Source organism: Exiguobacterium sp. SH3S3 (assembly GCF_004337115.1).
GTDB classification, from domain to species: Bacteria; Bacillota; Bacilli; order Exiguobacteriales; family Exiguobacteriaceae; genus Exiguobacterium; species Exiguobacterium aurantiacum_A.
In genome coordinates this window covers 204,830-224,810 of sequence record NZ_SJUU01000002.1, presented here as the reverse complement: position 1 = coordinate 224,810, position 19,981 = coordinate 204,830, and the positions used below count along the sequence as shown (strand labels likewise).

At 53.1% G+C, this 19,981-nt stretch carries 21 protein-coding genes and 1 riboswitch; of the genes, 19 read left to right on the top strand and 2 right to left on the bottom strand.

Translation table 11 applies throughout. The annotated features are described in order from the left end of the window. The 5 genes from EVJ28_RS02865 (at window position 1) to gcvH (ending at window position 4,625) form a co-directional block, all read left to right on the top strand. Window positions 1–1,173, top strand: a complete 1,173-nt coding sequence (locus tag EVJ28_RS02865) for an acetyl-CoA C-acetyltransferase (protein ID WP_016510281.1) — start codon at window positions 1–3, stop codon at window positions 1,171–1,173. Window positions 1,174–1,186: 13 nt separating this feature from the next. After that, on the top strand, window positions 1,187–2,971 hold the full coding sequence (locus EVJ28_RS02860; RefSeq protein WP_131455891.1) for an acyl-CoA dehydrogenase family protein: 1,785 nt from the start codon (window positions 1,187–1,189) through the stop codon (window positions 2,969–2,971). Between the two features lie 94 nt (window positions 2,972–3,065). Next, window positions 3,066–3,794 (top strand): hypothetical protein, encoded by a 729-nt coding sequence (locus EVJ28_RS02855; protein ID WP_236634016.1) that lies wholly within the window; start codon window positions 3,066–3,068, stop codon window positions 3,792–3,794. 45 nt (window positions 3,795–3,839) lie between these two features. Continuing rightward, window positions 3,840–4,193: an arsenate reductase family protein gene (locus EVJ28_RS02850; RefSeq protein ID WP_131469787.1), complete on the top strand. Its 354-nt coding sequence runs from the start codon at window positions 3,840–3,842 to the stop codon at window positions 4,191–4,193. A gap of 48 nt (window positions 4,194–4,241) precedes the next feature. Then, a complete protein-coding gene (gene gcvH, locus EVJ28_RS02845; RefSeq protein WP_071397925.1) occupies window positions 4,242–4,625 on the top strand; it encodes a glycine cleavage system protein GcvH in 384 nt (127 codons plus the stop codon). A gap of 44 nt (window positions 4,626–4,669) precedes the next feature. Here gcvH and EVJ28_RS02840 read toward each other — a convergent pair whose 3' ends face one another. Further along, window positions 4,670–5,725, bottom strand: coding sequence for a PTS sugar transporter subunit IIC (locus EVJ28_RS02840; RefSeq protein WP_131468269.1), 1,056 nt, complete (start codon window positions 5,723–5,725; stop codon window positions 4,670–4,672). Between the two features lie 189 nt (window positions 5,726–5,914). Here EVJ28_RS02840 and EVJ28_RS02835 point away from each other — a divergent pair, with 189 nt between their 5' ends. From EVJ28_RS02835 to EVJ28_RS02775, 14 genes are all read left to right on the top strand, one after another. Further along, window positions 5,915–6,172 carry a thioredoxin family protein gene (locus tag EVJ28_RS02835; protein ID WP_131468271.1) on the top strand — a complete coding sequence of 86 codons (258 nt, stop codon included), beginning with the start codon at window positions 5,915–5,917 and terminating at the stop codon, window positions 6,170–6,172. A 452-nt stretch (window positions 6,173–6,624) separates the two neighbouring features. Continuing rightward, a riboswitch (SAM riboswitch) is annotated at window positions 6,625–6,730 on the top strand. A gap of 78 nt (window positions 6,731–6,808) precedes the next feature. Further along, window positions 6,809–7,837 (top strand): methionine ABC transporter ATP-binding protein, encoded by a 1,029-nt coding sequence (locus EVJ28_RS02830; RefSeq protein WP_131468273.1) that lies wholly within the window; start codon window positions 6,809–6,811, stop codon window positions 7,835–7,837. Beyond that, the gene (locus EVJ28_RS02825; protein ID WP_131468275.1) at window positions 7,827–8,489 is read left to right on the top strand and encodes a methionine ABC transporter permease; all 663 of its coding nucleotides are present in this window, start codon (window positions 7,827–7,829) and stop codon (window positions 8,487–8,489) included. Before EVJ28_RS02830 ends, EVJ28_RS02825 begins: the two co-directional genes overlap by 11 nt. Before the next feature lie 28 nt (window positions 8,490–8,517). Next, a complete protein-coding gene (locus EVJ28_RS02820; protein WP_131469781.1) occupies window positions 8,518–9,348 on the top strand; it encodes a MetQ/NlpA family ABC transporter substrate-binding protein in 831 nt (276 codons plus the stop codon). A gap of 105 nt (window positions 9,349–9,453) precedes the next feature. Further along, a complete protein-coding gene (locus tag EVJ28_RS02815; protein ID WP_201738396.1) occupies window positions 9,454–10,668 on the top strand; it encodes an MDR family MFS transporter in 1,215 nt (404 codons plus the stop codon). Window positions 10,669–10,840: 172 nt separating this feature from the next. Then, window positions 10,841–11,602, top strand: coding sequence for a Fe-S cluster assembly ATPase SufC (gene sufC / locus EVJ28_RS02810; protein ID WP_131443294.1), 762 nt, complete (start codon window positions 10,841–10,843; stop codon window positions 11,600–11,602). A gap of 12 nt (window positions 11,603–11,614) precedes the next feature. Next, complete coding sequence (gene sufD / locus EVJ28_RS02805) at window positions 11,615–12,883, top strand: Fe-S cluster assembly protein SufD (protein WP_131468281.1); 1,269 nt, start codon at window positions 11,615–11,617, stop codon at window positions 12,881–12,883. Window position 12,884: 1 nt separating this feature from the next. Beyond that, a complete protein-coding gene (locus EVJ28_RS02800; RefSeq protein WP_070328744.1) occupies window positions 12,885–14,105 on the top strand; it encodes a cysteine desulfurase in 1,221 nt (406 codons plus the stop codon). Next, entirely contained in the window at window positions 14,095–14,529 is a 435-nt protein-coding gene (gene sufU, locus EVJ28_RS02795) for a Fe-S cluster assembly sulfur transfer protein SufU (protein WP_070328745.1), read from the top strand. Before EVJ28_RS02800 ends, sufU begins: the two co-directional genes overlap by 11 nt. A gap of 19 nt (window positions 14,530–14,548) precedes the next feature. After that, the gene (gene sufB / locus EVJ28_RS02790; RefSeq protein ID WP_070328746.1) at window positions 14,549–15,946 is read left to right on the top strand and encodes a Fe-S cluster assembly protein SufB; all 1,398 of its coding nucleotides are present in this window, start codon (window positions 14,549–14,551) and stop codon (window positions 15,944–15,946) included. 149 nt (window positions 15,947–16,095) lie between these two features. Continuing rightward, window positions 16,096–16,470 carry a YciI family protein gene (locus tag EVJ28_RS02785; RefSeq protein WP_131487946.1) on the top strand — a complete coding sequence of 125 codons (375 nt, stop codon included), beginning with the start codon at window positions 16,096–16,098 and terminating at the stop codon, window positions 16,468–16,470. A 384-nt stretch (window positions 16,471–16,854) separates the two neighbouring features. Beyond that, complete coding sequence (locus EVJ28_RS14085) at window positions 16,855–17,007, top strand: hypothetical protein (RefSeq protein ID WP_161566946.1); 153 nt, start codon at window positions 16,855–16,857, stop codon at window positions 17,005–17,007. A gap of 6 nt (window positions 17,008–17,013) precedes the next feature. Beyond that, a complete protein-coding gene (locus tag EVJ28_RS02780) occupies window positions 17,014–17,439 on the top strand; it encodes a DUF6678 family protein (RefSeq protein ID WP_131468283.1) in 426 nt (141 codons plus the stop codon). Window positions 17,440–17,547: 108 nt separating this feature from the next. Beyond that, a complete protein-coding gene (locus EVJ28_RS02775; RefSeq protein WP_131468286.1) occupies window positions 17,548–18,513 on the top strand; it encodes an L-lactate dehydrogenase in 966 nt (321 codons plus the stop codon). 35 nt (window positions 18,514–18,548) lie between these two features. On the opposite strand, the gene EVJ28_RS02770 is transcribed toward EVJ28_RS02775, so the two are convergent. Beyond that, on the bottom strand, window positions 18,549–19,931 hold the full coding sequence (locus tag EVJ28_RS02770; RefSeq protein WP_070328748.1) for an alanine/glycine:cation symporter family protein: 1,383 nt from the start codon (window positions 19,929–19,931) through the stop codon (window positions 18,549–18,551). Between the last annotated feature and the right edge of the window lie 50 nt (window positions 19,932–19,981).

Sequence of the window (19,981 nt, the reverse complement as noted above, 5' to 3'; positions counted from 1 at the left end):
ATGAGAGAAGCAGTCATCGTGGCCGGTGCACGAACACCGGTCGGAAAAGCAAAACGCGGGTCGTTCCGAAACGTTCGTTCGGACGAGCTCGCAGGTCACGCCATCAAAGCGACGCTCGAGCGGTCGGGATACACGGGACCGATTGACGACGTCATCATGGGATGCGCCATGCCGGAAGCGGAGCAAGGGATGAACATCGCCCGTTATGCGGCCGTACGCGGTGGACTATCACACGAAGTACCCGCCGTCACGATCAACCGTTACTGCTCGTCAGGCCTTCAAGCGATCGCGGACGCGGCAGCGAAGATCATGATCGGTCAAGCGACGGCAATCATTGCCGGCGGAATGGAATCGATGAGTCTCGTCCCGATGGGTGGACACGTCATCCGTCCGAACCCGACGATCATGGAGACGGCGCCTGAGTATTACATGAGCATGGGGCACACGGCTGAGCGCGTAGCGGCCGAGTATAACATCTCACGTGTTGACCAGGACCTGTTCGCCATCGACAGCCATCAAAAAGCGGCGGCTGCGATCGCGGGCGGCAAGTTCGAAGAAGAGATCGTGCCGGTGACGGTCATCGAGCACGTCCTCGGTGAAGACGGGAAAGTCGCGGAGCGTGAGTTCGTCGTCAAGCACGACGAAGGCGTTCGGGCCAACTCGACGGTCGAAGCACTCGGCAAGCTGCGTCCAGCTTTCAAAATCAAAGGGTCGGTCACAGCCGGTAACGCGTCACAAGTATCAGACGGCGCCGCGGCCGTGCTCGTCATGGAGCGGGAAGAGGCGGAACGCCAAGGCTTGAAGCCGATGGCGAAGTTCCTCTCGTTCGCAGTCGGCGGGGTCCGCCCGGAAGTGATGGGGATCGGACCGGTCGTCGCCATCCCGAAAGCGTTAGAGATGGCTGGCGTGAAGCTTGAAGAAGTCGGATTGTTCGAATTGAACGAGGCGTTCGCGAGCCAATCACTCGGCGTCATCCGTGAACTCGGCATCGACCCGTCCAAAGTGAACGTCAACGGCGGCGCGATCGCCCTCGGCCATCCACTCGGTTGTACGGGCGCGAAACTAGCGGTATCGATTCTGCATGAAATGAAACGACGCAATGAGAAATATGGGGTTGTCACGATGTGCATCGGTGGCGGAATGGGCGCTGCTGGCGTCTTCGAATTACTATAAGGGGGAAATGACTATGGAACGTACAGAACACGAATTGATTAAAGGCGGTAGCTTTGTCATTGACGCACTCGACGCGGATCGTCTCTTCACACCGGAAGACTTTTCAGACGAGCATAAGATGATCGGGGACACGACGTCGAGTTTCGTCGACGACCGTGTCATGCCGGTACTTGGACGCATCGAAAAACATGAGTTCGATCTCTCGGTCGAACTGTTGAAAGAAGCGGGCGAACTCGGTTTGCTCGGTGCCGATGTGCCTGAAGAGTACGGCGGTTATCAGCTCGACAAGATCTCGTCATCGATCATCACGGAACGGTTCGCCAAAGCCCGTTCGTTCGCCCTCAGTTATGGCGCTCACGTCGGGATCGGGACGCTTCCGATCGTCTTCTTCGGAACAGAAGAGCAAAAGCATAAGTACTTGCCGAAGCTCGCGACGGGCGAATGGATCGCGGCGTACGCGCTCACAGAGCCAGGCTCAGGGTCGGACGCGCTCGGTGCGAAGTCGACGGCCGTCTTGAACGAGGCCGGGACGCACTACGTCTTGAACGGTGAGAAACAATGGATCACGAACGCAGGCTTCGCCAACGTGTTCGTCGTCTACGCGAAAATTGACGGCGACAAGTTCAGCGCCTTCATCGTCGAACGCGACTACAACGGCGTCTCGACAGGTGCCGAAGAACAGAAGATGGGCATTAAAGGCTCGTCGACGCGGACGCTCATTTTACAAGACGTCGAAGTCCCGGTCGATAACCTGTTAGGTGAAGTCGGTAAAGGGCACGTCATCGCCTTCAACATCTTGAACGTCGGTCGTTACAAACTCGCGGTCGGAGCGGTCGGTTCATCGAAACGTGCATTCGATCTCTCGGTCCAATACGCGAACGAGCGTAAGCAGTTCAAGACGCCGATCAGTCAGTTCCCGCTCATCCAAGAAAAATTAGCGACGATGGCGGCGAACATTTACGCGATGGAGAGCTCGGTCTACCGCACAGGCGGCTTGTTCCAAGACAGCCTCGATGCGCTTGGTGACGAGAACATGCGCGACGGCTCGAAAGTCGCCCAATCGATCGCGGAGTATGCGATCGAATGCTCACTCAACAAAGTGTTCGCGTCTGAGACGTTCGACTACGTCGTCGACGAAGCCGTTCAAATTCACGGCGGCTACGGCTTCATGACCGAGTACGAGGTCGAAAACTTGTACCGTGACTCACGGATCAACCGGATCTTCGAAGGAACGAACGAGATCAACCGCTTGATCGTCCCGGGCACGCTCCTCAAGAAAGCGATGAAAGGCGACTTGCCGCTCCTCGCCGAAGCACAGAAGCTCCAAAAAGAGCTCATGAGCTACATGCCGCAAGAGCTCGACGGTTCACCGCTCGCGCGCGAGAAGATGCTTCTATCGAACATGAAGAAGATCAACTTGATGATCGCCGGGACAGCCGTCCAGAAATATCAGCAAGACCTCCAAAACGAGCAAGAGATCCTCGCCAAGCTCGCCGACATCATCAGCGCCATCTATGCGCTTGAAGCGGCGATCGCGCGGACGGATAAAGCGATTGCCCGGACTGGCCTCGATAAGAACAACCAGAAAGTCCGTTACACGGAAATCTTCGCCGAGCAAGTGTTTAAGCAAGTCGATCTCATGGCGAAAGAAGTGTTGTATGCGGCAACGTCAGGCGACGAGCAACGGATGTTGCTCTCGGCGATGAAGAAGTTCAGCCGTTATCAGCCGATCAACGTCATCGGCACGAAGCGCGAAGTCGCAGCGAGCCTCATCAAAGCGAACAAGTTCATCGTGTAATCAAATTTTTCGAACAGGGAGGGGTGGCCGGACGCGGTCAGCCCTTTCTTTTTCGCTTGATCAGAACGTACAATGAGGAAAAGGAGGAATGTTCATGAGACGTGATCAGCTGTTGGAACGGATGAAAAGGATTGGGGAATCGGTCGCGACAAAAGAAGGGGCGCTCATGCTGCTCGCCCTCGGTTCGATTGGCCTCGAGACCGAGCGGCTCGACGATTACTCCGACCTCGATTTCTTTTTGATCGTCGAAGACGGACGAAAAACCCGCTTCATCGACAACTTGGACTGGCTCGAGGTTGAACCGATCGCTTACCAATTCCAAAACACGAAAGACGGCCACAAGATCATGTATACGGACGGCATTTACGGGGAGTTCGCCGTGTTCGAACTGTTCGAGATGCCGCACATCGCCTACACTCCGGGACGGATCGTTTGGAAGCGGGATGAGGCGCTCGAATCGTTTGCGACGCCTAAGCTCGTCACGGACGTCCCAGGCGCCGCGTACTGCTACGAAGAGGCGCTGACGAACCTGTACGTCGGTCTGCTCCGTGAACGACGCGGAGAGAAGCTCGCCGGCTTCGAACTCATCCAAGTCGCGGCCGTCAACAACGTGTTGAAAGCACATGGAGAGACGGGCGACCCGTTCAATCCGACGCGCCGGGTCGAGATACGGCACCCGGAGCTCGTCGCCGGGCTCGACGAGTGGCTGCCAGGTTACGGCAAGTCGGTCGAAGCGGCCGCGGCGATGCTGAGCTATATCGAAGCGCGTCACCCGGTCAACGCAACGCTGAAGCGAGAAATCGCACGCTTGCTCGAAGCGTGATTTGCGGGAATGGAGTATGCTACAGTAAAACAAGAGGTGATAAATATGGTGACACTATATGGCTATCCGCCATGCAGTACGTGTAAGAAGGCAGAGAAATGGTTGAAGGAGAACGAAGTCGCGTATACATACGTTCATATCGTCGAGGCGACACCGTCAAAAGATGAACTCGCGTCGATCTGGCAACAGTCAGGGCTGCCGCTCAAAAAGTTTTTCAATACGAGCGGGCAAGTGTATCGTAATGAAGGCATTAAAGATAAGCTCCCGAATTTGTCAGAAGACGAACAAATCGAGCTTTTAGTCAGCAATGGTATGCTTTTAAAGCGTCCAATCGTCACTGACGGTCAAAAATCGACGGTCGGTTTTTCAGAAAAGTCATTTACAGACGTTTGGGGCTAAGTGCTATAATACACATGTGAGTCTAATTTATTTGAGGGGGAAGTCAAGATGAGCAAAGTACCTGCAAATCTACGTTATTCAAAAGAACACGAATGGGTTGAAGTGAACGGAAGCGTTGCCCGCATCGGGATCACGGATTTCGCACAAAGCGAACTAGGGGACATCGTGTTTGTGGAACTTCCTGAAGTCGGCGGCACGATTTTGCTCGACGAGCCGTTCGGTTCGGTCGAATCGGTCAAGACGGTGTCTGAACTGTACGCACCGATCTCTGGCAAAATCACGGCGGTAAACGAATCACTCGCGGATTCGCCGGAACTCGTCAACGAAGCACCGTTCGAAGGCGCATGGATGATCGAAGTCGAGTTAAACGATTCAACGGACGTCGACAAACTCATGTCAGCCGAAGAATATGAAACGATGATTCAAGGCTAACAAAAATCCCGGTTTCTCTTTATGAGAACCCGGGATTTTTTGATTTAGTCGAAGTCGAGGCGGTAATGTTCAGGCTGGATGAGTGATGTCCGGTTGAACAGGCGATAGAAGACAATCCCGAGCGTCACCGGAATGAGGCCGAACAAGACGATGACGAGCATGACGTTCCATAGGGCGAAGCCGCCTGGCATCAAGTGCAGGGCGTTGACTGGTCCGATGAGCCCGGAGACGCCGAAGCCGGCACTGATCGGTGTCCCTTCGATACGAAGGATACCGGCTAGCGCCCCGAGAATGGCCGCGTTCGCGAGCACAGGCAGCATCATGATCGGACGACGGACGAAGTTCGCCATTTGAATTTTTGGTGAGCCGAGAAAGTGGGCGATCGATGTCCCGGTGGCATTCATCTGCCACCCGGCGATGGCGAGACCGAAGCCGGCCGCGACGACACCGAGGTTGGCGGCACCAGCGGCAACACCGGACAGGCTGATCGCCGTCGCGATCCCGACCGTCGAGATCGGAGAGACGATGATGAGCGAGAACGCCATCGCGATCAACATGCCCATCATAATCGGCTGGAGTTCAGTCATCGTCATGATGATGGTGCCGATGTACGTCGTGATCTGGGAGATGTACGTGAGTAAGAACATGCCGATCCCGCCGGCGATGACGATGACCGTCATCGGTAAGACGAGCACGGTGTACGTCTTTAATCGTGGTGACAACTGCATGACCATATATGTCGCAAGTGCGGCCGTCACGCCGGCCGTGATGACGTCACCGATTCCGGCCATGAGGAACGCACCTTCCTCGATGCGGATGGCGCCGCTCCCGACCTGGGTCGCAATGCCGATCGTGCCGGCCTCGAGCGCAGAACGTCCGAACTGCATGGCGACGGCTACACCGATGATGACGGGTAAGAGGCGCATCGCGATCGTCGTCGCATCTAAGATGAACTGTAGCGACGGAAAATAAGGAAGGATTGCTTTCGTGAGCTCGCCGAGGAGCGCGCTCGGGATGAGGGCGATTAAAATGGCGAGGCTGAGTCCGTTCAATACGTTCATCAAAAATTGTTTGCCTGTCAGTTTCGTTTGTTCCGTCATGGGTGGATTCACCTGTCCTTTTCTACGTGTTTGCTGTTATGTACGAAAGCGATAAAGTTAATGACCATACTATGCCTCTTTTGGGCGAGCGTCAACAAGAAATGTTGAACTATTCAGATTTTTCCAGTTGAGCACAACTTTTGAACAGATCGACTCACATTCATATACTTATAGAAGAGGTGAGAGAAAATGATTTCAGACGGATTGTTATATATATACGCCCCGATGTGTGGAACATGCGCTGTGGCCGAGCGGATGCTCGCGGTCGTCGAAGCGGTCGACCCGACACTCGCGATCGACAAGCAGGACGCCAACTTTATCCCGCAAGAGTTAGAAGCGTATCAAGTGATGAGCGTACCGGCGCTGTTAAAGCTTAAAGACGGCCAAGTCGAAGACCGATTATATGCGTTTCAAAACGTGCAGCACGTCCTATCTTTCGTTAAATGAGATAGGATGATTAGAATAATCAGAAAATTTTAAATAATCAGTTGACACAGAAAGTTCACGAATGGTATATTCATTACAACATCTTACTTGAACACAATATAGGACGAGATTTTCCAGCCATCAAGACGTTTTAGAACAGCCGGTGCATCACTTTACGCGACTTTTAGGTGGACCTTCCCTTAGATTGTCCCCCAAAAAAATCAAGCGCAGGGACACCGACCGCGTAACCGCACGGTACGTTCTAAGGCCGAGTGATGGATGGCTTGAATCCCCCATATAAGGATGAACACTCTGATCGGGCAAAAGAGTTTCATCTATGGGTTGTCCTTCCGTGACTCAAGGTGCTACGTTCTGTGTCATCCTCGGATGGCACCTTTTTTTGATTTTTCGCACAAAATAGTTTGACATGAAAATAATGTGTCGCTATTATAAAGCTAATCGAATAAACAACACTCTTATCAAGAGAGGCTGAGGGACTGGCCCTATGACGCCCAGCAACCGCGGAGCAATCCGAAATGGTGCTAATTCCAGCAAGGTGAGAACCTTGGAAGATGAGAGCAATCGTTGTCCGTACCGATAAAGTACGCACGTTTGCTCAAACGTGTGTACTTTTTTTGTTGTCAGGAGGGAAAGGTATTGATTCAATTACGTAACGTGGCCAAATGGTTCGACACGAAGAACGGTCGGGTCCAGGCGGTCGATGATGTGTCGCTCACAATCGAGAGCGGCGAAATTTTTGGAATAATCGGATATTCAGGGGCGGGGAAGTCGACGCTCATTCGTCTGCTCAACCGGCTCGAGGCACCGTCAAGCGGTGAAATCGTCGTCGCCGGGAGCGAGCTGACGAAGCTCACTCCGAAAGAACTGCGCGGGGTGCGCAAAAACGTCTCGATGGTGTTCCAACACTTCAACTTGTTATGGTCGCGCACGGTCGCTGAGAACATCAGCTTCCCGCTCGAACTGATCGGGGTACCGGCCAGTGAACGCAAACGCCGCGTCCAAGAGCTCGTCGATCTCGTCGGTCTCGCCGGACGTGAAGACAGCTATCCGTCGCAACTATCGGGCGGTCAAAAACAGCGAGTCGGGATTGCCCGCGCGCTCGCTACAAATCCAGATGTGCTCCTCTGCGATGAAGCGACGAGCGCACTCGACCCGAAGACGACCGATTCGATCCTCGAACTGCTCGTCAGCATCAATAAGAAACTCGGACTGACGATCGTCCTCATCACCCATGAGATGCACGTCATCCAAAAAATCTGTCATCGCGTCGCCGTCATGGAGGCAGGGAAGGTCGTCGAGACCGGCCAAGTCGCGGACGTGTTCCAACATCCGGAACAGCCGATCACGAAAGAGTTCGTCAAACAGATCGGTGCCGTCGACGACATGTCGCTCACGTTCGAGCATTTGAAAGCACGTTATCCGAGCGGCCAAATCGTCAAGCTCAAATTCTTGAACGAGACGGCCGAACAGCCGATTTTATCGGAAGTGTTGAAACAGCACGACATCGGCTTCAACATCATCGGCGGTAACGTGACGCAGTCGCAAGTCGGTGCGCTCGGGACGCTATTCATCCAATTGATCGGAGAGCCGGCTGAAGTCGAGCGGGCGATCGCCTCAATCCGGTCGCAGGCAGTGGAAGTGGAGGTGGAAAACGATGTTTCCTAATGTAGATTGGCAAGTCATGTTCGAACAGACGTGGGAGACGCTCTATATGACGCTCGTCGCGGGAGCCGCGACATTCGTCATCGGTCTCGCCCTCGGCATGCTCTTATATGTCACGAACGAACCGCTCATGACGAAGAATCGTCCGATTTACACGATCATCAGCGCGGTCGTCAACGTGTTCCGCTCGATCCCGTTCATCATTTTGATCATCTTGCTCATCCCGTTCACACTCCTCATCGTCGGGACGATGCTCGGCTCGACGGCGGCGCTCCCGGCGCTCATCATTGGGGCGGCCCCGTTCTATGCGCGCATGGTCGAGCTCGCGCTTCGTGAAGTCGACCGCGGCGTCATCGAGGCGGCCGAGTCGATGGGCGCGACGAAATGGCAGATCGTCTATAAAGTGTTGTTCCCAGAAGCACTCCCGGCCATCGTGTCAGGCATCACGGTGACGATCGTCGCCATCGTCGGTTACACGGCCATGGCCGGAGTCGTCGGCGGCGGTGGCCTCGGGAACTTGGCGTTCCTCGAAGGGTTCCAGCGTTCACAAAGCGACGTCACGTTCGTCGCGACCGTATTGATCTTAGTCATCGTCTTCGTCGTTCAGTTCATCGGCGATCGACTCGTCTCAAAAATCGACAAGCGTTCCGCTTGATCAAATAGAAAATTTGGAGGGTATCATAATGAAATCATGGAAAACAGTACTCGGATTGACAGCAGCATCAGCACTCACAATTCTCGCGGCATGTGGCGGCGGGGACTCAGAATCAGGCTCGGGCGACGATAAGACGCTCATCATCGGCGCGTCGAACGTACCACACGCCGAGATTTTAGAGCACGTCCAAGACGAATATGAAGAAAAAGGCTACACGCTTGAAATCAAGAAGTTCCAAGACTACGTGCTCCCGAACAAAACGCTCGCGAATGGCGAGCTCGACGCGAACTACTTCCAACACGAGCCGTACCTCGAGTCACAAATGGCTGAGAACAAAGACTATAAATTCGCTTCAGCCGGCGGCGTCCACATCGAGCCGATCGGTGTCTACTCACAAGACTACAAATCACTCGATGAGCTTCCGGACGGCGCTGAAATCATCATGAGCTCGTCGGTCGCTGACCACGGACGAATCTTGACGATGCTTCAAACAGAAGGCTTGCTCACGCTCGCTGACGGCAAGACGACAGACGCGACAGTCGCTGACATCGTCGACAACCCGAAAAACTTGAAGTTCAAGACGGACGTCGAAGCGGCACTTCTCCCGCAAGCGTTCAACAACGGTGAAGGCGATGCCGTCCTCATCAACACGAACTACGCGATCGATGCCGGCCTCAACCCGCTCGAAGACGCAATCGCTCTTGAAGGCGAAGACTCACCGTACGTCAACTTGATCGTCACGCGTGAAGGCGACGAGGACGATGAGCGCGTCAAGGCACTCCTTGAAGTATTGACATCAGAAGAGACACAACAGTGGATCTTGGATGAGTACAAAGGTGCGGTCGTACCGGTTAAATAATGATTGATTTTAGGCTCGGGACATCCCGGGCCTTTTTTGTTTGCAGTGGTTTTGCTTCAATAATAGAAGTAAACTATTTATATGTAGAAAAAGGGAGGGATCCGGGTGAGCATACGACAGATTCATCCGCTGACGCTAGGCGTCTTGTTCGGTACATTTTTTGCACGGCTGTCGACGTTTTTTGTCATGCCGTTTTTTGCGATTTATCTCGCGACGCTCGGTTTCTCGGCGAGCGTGATCGGGACGGTGTTCGCGACGTCGGCATTATCCGGTCTATTTATGAGCTTTTTCGGGGGGACGCTGTCTGACCGCTACGGGCGCAAGCAGCTGATGTTGATCGGTATCGGCTTGAACGCTTTGACGTTCACCGGCTTCGCGCTCGCGACCGAGTTGATTTGGTTTTACATATTTTCGGTATTGATGGGCGTTTCACGTTCATTCCTTGAACCGGCGTCTCGGGCCTTGATCAGCGACACGACGCAACCTGACCAGCGTGTCATCGTCTATAACGTGCGCTACTTCATGATCAACATCGCTGCGGCGATCGGACCGCTCCTTGCGGTCGTCTTATCACTTACGGGAGCGAAGAGCGCGTTCTTCGTCGTGACCGCCGTCTATGTCCTTTACGGCCTCGTCATCTCGACGTTGTTCCGGAAATATCCGTTTGAAGAAGGGGACGGCGTCAAAGTCCGGCCGCGCCTGACGGAGACGTTCCGTGTGTTAAAAGAAGACAAGACGTTCCGCTTCGTCATCATCGGCATGATCTTCGCCATCATCGGCTACAGTCAATTCAATTCGACGTTGCCGCAGTTCATCGCGTTTCACGACGGATTCAGTGACGGGTCGCGCCTGTTCGCTTATCTGTTGACGGTCAACGCGATCACCGTGCTCATCGTGCAGTATCCGATCATGCGGTTCGGCATTCGCGTCTCACCGATCAAGTCGCTGTTCTTTGGGATCGCGACGCTCTCGATTGGGCTGTTGTTAATCGGCTTCGCTGCCGAGGTGTGGGTATTGTTCGTCGCGATGGTCATCTTCACGGTCGGGGAAGTGCTCATGTTCACGATGACGGACGTGTTGACGGACGAGTTGGCACCGGAATATTTGCGTGGCACGTATTTCGGGGCGATGGGGTTGACGGCACTCGGTCAATCGATCGGGCCGGTCATCGGCGGACTGCTGCTCGACGGCTTCGACAACGCGTCGCTCCCTGTATTTGGGAGCCTAGCCGTTCTGACCGCGTGTGGCGCCTTTTTCTTCACCGGCGCGCTACGGGAAAAACAAGCGAATTCGGCTCAAGTCGAGGAAAATGTTGGATAACATCTTGATTTCCCGATGTTCTCATTCTCAACATTTATGTTCTATTGAGAATGAAATATAAGGTGAGTCGCTTGAAATAAAAAATTGCCTAGATTAAGATTAGAATATATCTAATCTACGCCACAAATGGCGAGAAAACGGAAGGGGTATCCGAATGTCTAACGTACCACACATGAAAATTGATGACCTCCGCGTCTCAATCGAAGGAAAAGAGATCGTCAAAGGTCTTAATCTTGAAATTAAAGGTGGCGAAATTCACGCCATCATGGGTCCTAACGGGACTGGTAAATCAACACTCGCATCTGCCCTCATGGGTCATCCATTGTACGAAGTGACAGGAGGAAGCGTCGACTTGAACGGAGAAGACGTCCTCGAGATGGAAGTGAACGAACGCGCGCAAGCAGGCATGTTCCTCGCGATGCAATATCCGGCTGAAATCAGCGGTGTCACAAACGCCGACTTCTTGCGTTCAGCGATCAACTCGCGCCGTGAAGAAGGCGAAGAGATCTCACTTATGAAATTCATCCGCGAACTCGATTCGAAGATGGGCGTTCTTGAGATCCCTTCAGAAATGGCACACCGCTATTTGAACGAAGGCTTCTCGGGCGGAGAGAAAAAACGTAACGAGATCCTTCAAATGATGATGATCAAACCGAACATCGCGATTCTTGACGAGATCGATTCAGGTCTTGATATCGATGCGCTCAAAGTCGTCGCCAAAGGCGTCAACGAAATGCGCACTGAAGAGTTCGGTTGCTTGATCATCACGCACTATCAGCGTCTCCTCAACTATATCGAGCCAGACTTCGTCCACATCATGATCGACGGGAAAATCGTCATGTCGGGTGGCAAAGAGCTCGCACAACGACTCGAAGCAGAAGGTTACGACTGGGTGAAGCAAGATCTTGGGATGACAGTAGACACAGAAGCGTAAGGGGGCTGTACGATGACCGTACAATTTGAATTAGATGCACAAGCAGTAGCGGCACGTGCAGAGGCGCTCGGTGGACCAGCATGGATGGTCAACCGACGTAAAGAAGCAGCAGAACTTGCGCCGACTCTCGCCTTGCCTAAAGTTGAAAAGATCAAGATTGATAAATGGGATTTCACAAGCGGAGACGTCGAACTCGCGAAGCTTGACGGGTTGACGCCTGAAATCGAAGCATTGCTCGGAGACCACCGGACAAACGTGCTCGTTGAACGCAACGGTCATGTCGTCTATAACGAACTTACGATGCCGGAAGGCGTCTTGTTCATGGGAATCCAACAAGCGATGGAACAACATCCGGACCTCGTCGAGAAATACTTCATGACAGAAGGCGTTCGGGTTGACGAAGATCGCTTGTCTGCCTTGAACGCAGCGCTCACGAACGGTGGGGCTTTCTTGTACGTCCCGAAAAACATGCAATTGAAAGACCCGCTCCAAGCCATCTTCACGATGGAACAAGCGAACGGTTCGTTGTACCACCATACGATCGTCGTCGCCGACGAAGGCAGTGAAGTGACGTATGTCGAAAGTTTCTTGTCGAACACGAATGAGCCGCACACGGTCAACGCCGTGACGGAAGTGTTCGTCGGAGCGAACGCGAAAGTCGTATTCGGTGGGGTCGACCAGCTCGCTGAGTCCGCACTCACGTTCATGAACCGCCGCGGTGTCGTCTACGAGAACGCTCATCTTGATTGGGCACTCGGACATATGAACGACGGCAACTCGCTCGTCGAGACGAAGACGCATCTCGTCGGAGACAACACGTACTCGAATACGAAAGCGGTCACGATCGGTCGTGGCGCACAGAAACAAAACTTCAACATCCGGACCGACCACTTCGGGAAGTCTTCGGAAGGGTTCATCTTGATCCACGGTGTTCAAAAAGACTCGGCAACAGCGATCTTCAGCGGGACATCGATGATTCATCACGGTGCCTCGAAGTCGAACGGTGTCCAAACGGAACGCGTTCTCATGTTATCTGAAAAAGCACGGGGTGACGCCAACCCGATCCTCCTCATCGATGAGGATGACGTTATGGCCGGCCACGCCGCTTCAGTCGGACGCGTCGACGACATTCAGTTGTACTACTTGATGAGCCGCGGTCTGTCACGTAAAGAAGCAGAACGTTTAATCATTCACGGATTCTTGAACCCGGTCGTCGAGCAACTCGCGATCGAGTCGGTCAAAGACCGTCTCCGTGAAGTCATCGAAGGGAAAGTGCGTTAAGATGATTGATGCCTCGATTCGTAAACAGTTCCCGATTTTAGATCAGGAAATCAACGGCCATCCGCTCGTCTATCTCGACAGCGCGGCGAGCTCCCAAAAACCGCTTGCTGTCATCGAGGCGATCGAGGATTACTATCGCCGTATCCACTCGAACGTGCACCGTGGCGTCCATACGCTCGGCACGCACGCGACGGATGCGTATGAAGGGGCACGGGAGCGTGTCCGTTCATTCATCAACGCCTCAGTACCGGAAGAGATCATCTTCACTCGGGGGACGACGACGGCGATTAACCTTGTCGCTTCAAGTTACGGGGACGCCAACGTCAGCGCGGGAGATGAGATCGTTCTCACACCGATGGAGCACCACGCGAACTTGATTCCGTGGCAACAGCTCGCCAAACGCACAGGTGCGAAACTCCGTTACGTCGAAATGACGCCAGACGGCCGGATCACACTCGACGCGGTGCGGGAAGTGTTGTCGGACCGGACGAAGATCGTCGCCATGAGCCACGTCTCGAACGTGCTCGGCACGATCAACCCAATCGCGGAAGTGGCGAAACTCGCCCACGAAAAAGGTGCGGTCATGGTCGTCGATGCGGCGCAGAGCGTACCGCACCGGAAGCTTGACGTCCAAGCGCTCGATTGTGACTTCCTTGCTTTCTCTGGCCATAAGATGCTCGGCCCGACCGGGATCGGTGTCTTGTACGGGAAGAAACAGCTGCTTAAAAACATGGAGCCGGTCGAGTTCGGCGGCGAGATGATCGATTACGTCGACTTGTATGAGTCGACGTGGAAAGACATCCCGTACCGCTTTGAAGCGGGAACACCGATCATCGCCGGTGCCGTCGGTTTGGCTGCCGCCATCGACTTTTTAGAAGACCTTGGTCTCGAGAATGTCGAGGCACACGAACGGGCGCTCGTGACGTACGCCATCGAACAGATGCGTACGATCGAAGGGATCGAAATCTTCGGTCCTGAGGAGCGCGTCGGGCTCGTCACGTTCAACTTGAACGACGTCCACGCCCACGACCTTGCGACCGTCTTAGATATGCAAGGGGTCGCGGTACGGGCCGGTCATCACTGTGCCCAGCCGCTCATGCGCCTCCTGAAGCAATCATCGACTGCCCGAGCGAGCTTCTACTTGTATAACACACGAGATGAAGTCGATCGCTTCATCGAAGGGTTACGTCAAACGAAGGAGTATTTCAATTATGAGTTTTAACAACCTCGACATGTTGTACCGACAAGTCATCATGGATCATTATAAAAACCCAAGAAACCGTGGCGTCATCGAAGATGGCGTGACGATCGATTTGAACAACCCGACGTGCGGGGATTCACTCCGACTCCAACTTCAAGTCGAAGACGGAATCGTGAAAGATGCCAAGTTCGAAGGGGAAGGCTGTTCAATCAGTCTCGCCTCGGCATCGATGATGACCCAAATCGTAAAAGGCAAGTCTGTAGACGAAGCGCTCCAACTGGCCAACATCTTTTCACAGATGGTCCAAGGGAAAGACTACGATACAGACACGTTCGACCTAGGCGACATCGAAGCGTTGTCTGGTGTCTCAAAGTTTCCGGCTCGCATCAAGTGCGCCACGCTCGCGTGGAAAGCACTTGAAAAGGGAGTCGACGAGGAAGCGTAAGTAGAAGGAGGAGACCGATATGGCGAAAAATATGCCAGACGTTGGCGATTATAAATATGGCTTCCATGATCGAGACATCTCGATTTTCCGTTCAGGCCGCGGCTTGACGAAAGAAATCGTTGAAACGATCTCGAACATGAAAGAAGAACCGGCATGGATGCTCGAGTTCCGTTTAAAATCACTCGAACAGTTCCGGAAGATGCCGATGCCGACATGGGGCGGCGATCTCACGTCACTTGATTTTGATGAGATCACGTACTATGTCAAACCGTCTGAGAAGACGGAGCACTCGTGGGACGAGGTTCCTGAAGAAATCAAACGGACGTTTGATAAGCTCGGAATCCCGGAAGCGGAACAAAAATACTTGGCGGGTGTCTCGGCTCAGTACGAGTCAGAGGTCGTCTACCATAGTATGCAAGAAGACTTCGAAGAAAGAGGTGTCATCTTCAAAGATACGGACACGGCTTTGAAAGAAAACGAAGACTTGTTCCGTGAGTATTTCGGGAAATTGATCCCGCCGACGGACAACAAGTTCTCGGCACTCAACTCGGCCGTCTGGTCAGGTGGCTCGTTCATCTATGTGCCAAAAGGCGTGAAACTCGAGCAACCGCTCCAAGCCTACTTCCGAATCAACTCGGAAAACATGGGTCAATTCGAGCGGACGCTCATCATCGTCGACGAGGGCGCTTCGGTCCATTACGTCGAAGGATGTACGGCACCGGTCTACACGACGAACTCGCTTCACTCTGCTGTCGTCGAGATCTTCGTCAACAAAGACGCATACTGCCGCTATACGACGATCCAAAACTGGGCGAACAACGTCTATAACTTGGTCACGAAGCGTGCCGTCTGTGAAGCCGGCGCGTCGATGGAGTGGATCGATGGCAACATCGGATCGAAACTCACGATGAAGTACCCAGCCGTCATCTTAAAAGGTGAAGGCTCACGTGGAATGACGCTCTCGATCGCACTCGGCGGTAAAGGGCAGCACCAAGACGCTGGGGCGAAGATGATTCACCTCGCGCCGAACACGTCGTCGTCGATCGTCTCGAAGTCGATCTCGAAACAAGGCGGAAAAGTCTCGTATCGCGGAATCGTCCACTTCGGCCGTAAGGCGAAAGGTGCCCGTTCGAACATCGAATGTGACACGCTCATCATGGACAACGAGTCGACGTCGGACACGATCCCGTACAACGAGATCTTGAACGACCAAGTCTCGCTCGAGCACGAAGCGAAAGTCTCGAAAGTGTCAGAAGAGCAACTCTTCTACCTTATGAGCCGTGGTATCTCGGAAGAAGAAGCGACCGAGATGATCGTCATGGGCTTCATCGAGCCGTTCACGAAAGAATTGCCAATGGAATACGCCGTCGAAATGAACCGTCTCATCAAGTTTGAGATGGAAGGATCGATCGGATAATCCTGAATATGTAGATAAAGACGGTTGACATGAAATCATGTCAACCGTCTTTTTTGGATTGAACCCCTCTCGTTTCATAGGAGCTATTTCGACCTGAACTAGGGAATAAAGTAGTGAAACATATACTCGACCCGAGAGGAGAAGCGAACATGATGTTTTTGGTAACAGGCTATTTCAATGCTGAAAAAATGAATGAAAAGACGGACCATGAAATAGACCGAATCATGGCTACTTGTGAACCATACTTACATCAGTTTTATGCAAGTGAGCAGGTTGTATTAGATATTGGGCTTGAAGCGAGTATGAAAGAAGTCAAGCGTCATACTGATCAGATCAAGATAACGGATGGACCAGTCTTGGGGTCAAAGGAAGTAGTAGGAAGTACTTTTTTGATTGAAGCGGCGGACATAGAGGACGCGGTCAGAATCGCTTCCATCCATCCGACGACCCAAGTGCCCGAAGCGGAATCGTTAGGCTGGAGGATTGAAATTCGGCCGGTTCACTATTATTGGGAAAGAGAGTGAACGGTCTCGTCAAGTTTGAGATGTAACAATTGATTTAATAGTCCACTACCTTGACCAGCGAGCTTAGTTTCGCTGGTTTTTTGTATAATGAAATGAGGAGGCGATGACGTGACAAATCGATTTTCACTAGAGAGCAGAGAACTTGAGACATTCATGGGTCAGATGGTCGTGATTTGTCCACGTTGTGGGGGACGAGCGGACGTTATGGAGAAGGCTAATGAGGTACGCTTGAGCTGTTTTCAGTGCGGTTATCTACAAATGAAGCAGAGCGGTACGAAATACATCGGCGGAGCTTTCGATGTACATTTCAGATTGCCGCTCTATCTGCAAACTGGTTGTTGTGGTCATGTCCTATGGGCTTATAATCAGGAGCACCTCGCGTATATGAGACAGTACGTGGAAGCGAGTGTTCGGACAAGCGACGGCGCGAACCGCAGTATTGAGAGTCGCTTGCCCAAGTGGATGAAGCAAAAGCACAACCGTGAAGATGTGTTGCGGGCAATCAAGCGCTTAGAACTCGCATGTGAGAAAGGATGAACAGCGATGGACCGACAAAAAGAGTTACAAGAAATAGAAGAGCGGCAATTGACATCGGTGATGAACAAGACAAAGTGGGGGGAACTGAGGCGAGCGGTAGCAAATACATTCCTATTTGAACCTCCTTATCAAACCAAATATGTATTAGAGGACACACCTGATCCTGAGTTTTTATCGAAGACGGCTTATGAATCAGGTGATTGGGATGATGGATTTCCTTATCCTACCTCTTCAATCGAATGGATTCGATTGCGACCAAAGGTGTTGGTCTATAAGGGAGCTATCGTCGAACCAGACGTATGTGATATGATCGATGAACTTATATCTATTTTAACGAAAGAACGAATCCCGTTCATACAGGACAATGAAATGATTCAAATTTTTGGCTATGTTCGAGATACGGGAATATTTGAACCGAAACTTGATGCATAGCGTAATTCTGTATTTATTTCGTATATACTGATTGTTTAGTTATTGTCGTGAAACAGCTAAGAGTCGGGTATGCTAAAAGAGAGACTGTTTTTAGGGAGGAATGATTGAATGGAAACAATTGATCCAAAAGACATTACCCGCATCGCTGTCGTCGGTGCCGGCTGGGTCGGCATCAGTTTTGCTTACCAATTATCGATGGCGGCACTTTGTGAAGAGCTCGTCTTGATCGACTCGAACCACGCGAAAGCGGAAGGGGAGGCGATGGACTTGAACCACGGCATCTCGTTCGCACCGAGCCCGGTCCGGATTTGGGCAGGGGATTACACGGATTGCCGTGACGCCGACATCGTCATCATCACGGCAGGCGCCGCCCAAAAGCTCGGGCAGACACAGATGGACCTCGCGGGGCAAAACGCTATCGTCGTCCGTGACGTGACAGAACAAATCATGGCGAGCGGCTTTGACGGGATCATCGTCGTTGCGACGAACCCGGTCAACGTGATGGCCCACGTCGCCTGGAAAGCGTCGGGCTTGCCGAAACACCGCGTCATCGGCTCAGGGACGGTGCTCGATACGGCACGTCTGCGTTTTAAGCTCGGCGAGTACTTCGACTTGTCGTCGCGCAACTGTCACGTCTATTATATGGGCGAACATGGTGCCGGTGGTTTCGTCGCCTGGGACAACGCCCGGATTTACGGGAAATCCATGAAGCAACTGCTCGCAGACAATGAATCATATCACCAAGAGGATTTAGACGCGATCTATCAAGAAGTGCGCGATGCGGCGAACCAAATCATCGGCTATAAGAGCGCGGCCTATTACGCGATCGGCCTCGGCTTGCTGCGCATCGTCCGCGCCATCGTCCGGAACGAGAACACGGTCGTGACGATCGGCGCCCACCTCGACGGTGAATACGGCGCCTCCGACCTCCATATCGGGGTACCTGCCTTGATCGACCGGAGCGGTATCAGTCAAATCATCGAGATCGACTTGACGGCTGAAGAGCAACAACAGTTCGACGCTTCGGTCGGACGGATTCGCCAAGCGATTGATAAGATCGAGACAAGTTCATAACAAAAACCCGGCTGCCAATGCAGCCGGGTTCGTTATTACGACGCCTTTTTCTCGGCGACGTCTTTCTTGTAATATTTTTCAGACGAGAAGAATTCAGTCGTCAGTCGTTTTACTTCACCGCTTAGCATCAGCACGGCGATCATGTTCGGGATGAGGATCATCGCGAGCATGAAGTCAAGGAAGTTCCAAATCATCTGGGCGCCACCGATCGAACCGATGACGATCGAGGCGATATAGACGACTTTCATCACTTTGCCGGCCGTCAAACCGAACAAGTACTCGGCTTGGCGTGAGCCATAAAAGATGATGACGATGATCGTCGACAAGACGAAGAAGATGAGTGAGATCGTCACGAGCAAGCTACCCGTATACCCGAAGTATTCACGGAAAGCGATTGTTGTGAGGGCGGCTGGGTCGCTCATCGCGCCTTCACGCGTCCAAACGCCAGACGACAAGACGACGAACGCGGTCGTGCTACAGATGATGAGCGTGTCGATGACGATCCCGATGACGGCCCAGAAACCTTGGCGGACCGGGTGGTCGGTCTGGGCGGCCGCGTGCGCGATCGGTGCCGTCCCGAGACCGGCCTCGTTCGAGTAGAGTCCGCGGGCGAAGCCCCAACGGATCGTCTCGGCGATGGCGGCTCCGGCAAATCCGCCGAGCGCGGCCATCGGTTGGAACGCGTACGAGAAGATGAGACCGAGAACGTCAGGGATTTGCGAGAAGTTCATCAAGACGATGATGAACCCGGCCCCGACGTACACGAGTGCCATCGCCGGGACGATGATCTCCGTCACTTTAGCGATCCGTTTCATGCCTCCGAAGACGACGAGCGCGACGAGGCCGGCGACGATGAAGCCGGTGACGAGCGTATCGCCGTTGAACGTCTCACGGACGGCCGAGCTGACGGCGTTGCCTTGGACCATGATGCTCGGGATGAGCTCGATCATGAGGGCGAACGCGAACCATGAGGCGAGCCATTTCCACTTCAGCCCTTTTGCCATGTAGTAGACCGGACCGCCGACAAATTCCCCGGCTTCATTTTTCTCGCGGTAACGCACGGCGAGGACACTTTCTGAGAACTTGATGGCCATCCCGACGACGGCGATGACCCACATCCAGAAGATGGCGCCCGGTCCCCCGAACATGATCGCGGCCGGGACACCGATGATGTTGGCGGCACCGATCGTCGACGATAACGCCGACGTCAACGCCTGGCGAGGACTGATGTCGCCTTCGCCTTTCGGTTTTTTAAAGACGCTTCCTAACGTTTGTTGAACTATGTAGAGCGGGTATCGGAATTGGAAGAACCCTAATTTGATGGTCAAGTAAAGACCTGATAACACGAGCAGGGAGATGATTGGGACTCCCCATAGCCAATTCGAAAACGACGTCACGATATTCACAATCTGTTCCACATCACCACTCCTAATCCAGTTATTTTATTTATATAGTGTTACCTAAGCAG

Bases quoted from the DNA above. Each gene is read 5' to 3' on its own strand.
- EVJ28_RS14085 (WP_161566946.1), top strand. From the start codon at position 16,855: ATGAGACAGTACGTGGAAGCGAGTGTTCGGACAAGCGACGGCGCGAAC.
- sufB (WP_070328746.1), top strand. From the start codon at position 14,549: ATGGCGAAAAATATGCCAGACGTTGGCGATTATAAATATGGCTTCCAT.
- EVJ28_RS02855 (WP_236634016.1), top strand. From the start codon at position 3,066: ATGAGACGTGATCAGCTGTTGGAACGGATGAAAAGGATTGGGGAATCG.
- EVJ28_RS02780 (WP_131468283.1), top strand. From the start codon at position 17,014: ATGGACCGACAAAAAGAGTTACAAGAAATAGAAGAGCGGCAATTGACA.
- EVJ28_RS02800 (WP_070328744.1), top strand. From the start codon at position 12,885: ATGATTGATGCCTCGATTCGTAAACAGTTCCCGATTTTAGATCAGGAA.
- sufD (WP_131468281.1), top strand. From the start codon at position 11,615: ATGACCGTACAATTTGAATTAGATGCACAAGCAGTAGCGGCACGTGCA.
- gcvH (WP_071397925.1), top strand. From the start codon at position 4,242: ATGAGCAAAGTACCTGCAAATCTACGTTATTCAAAAGAACACGAATGG.
- EVJ28_RS02825 (WP_131468275.1), top strand. From the start codon at position 7,827: ATGTTTCCTAATGTAGATTGGCAAGTCATGTTCGAACAGACGTGGGAG.
- EVJ28_RS02785 (WP_131487946.1), top strand. From the start codon at position 16,096: ATGATGTTTTTGGTAACAGGCTATTTCAATGCTGAAAAAATGAATGAA.
- EVJ28_RS02775 (WP_131468286.1), top strand. From the start codon at position 17,548: ATGGAAACAATTGATCCAAAAGACATTACCCGCATCGCTGTCGTCGGT.
- sufU (WP_070328745.1), top strand. From the start codon at position 14,095: ATGAGTTTTAACAACCTCGACATGTTGTACCGACAAGTCATCATGGAT.
- EVJ28_RS02835 (WP_131468271.1), top strand. From the start codon at position 5,915: ATGATTTCAGACGGATTGTTATATATATACGCCCCGATGTGTGGAACA.
- sufC (WP_131443294.1), top strand. From the start codon at position 10,841: ATGAAAATTGATGACCTCCGCGTCTCAATCGAAGGAAAAGAGATCGTC.
- EVJ28_RS02850 (WP_131469787.1), top strand. From the start codon at position 3,840: ATGGTGACACTATATGGCTATCCGCCATGCAGTACGTGTAAGAAGGCA.
- EVJ28_RS02865 (WP_016510281.1), top strand. From the start codon at position 1: ATGAGAGAAGCAGTCATCGTGGCCGGTGCACGAACACCGGTCGGAAAA.
- EVJ28_RS02860 (WP_131455891.1), top strand. From the start codon at position 1,187: ATGGAACGTACAGAACACGAATTGATTAAAGGCGGTAGCTTTGTCATT.
- EVJ28_RS02840 (WP_131468269.1), bottom strand. From the start codon at position 5,725: ATGACGGAACAAACGAAACTGACAGGCAAACAATTTTTGATGAACGTA.
- EVJ28_RS02820 (WP_131469781.1), top strand. From the start codon at position 8,518: ATGAAATCATGGAAAACAGTACTCGGATTGACAGCAGCATCAGCACTC.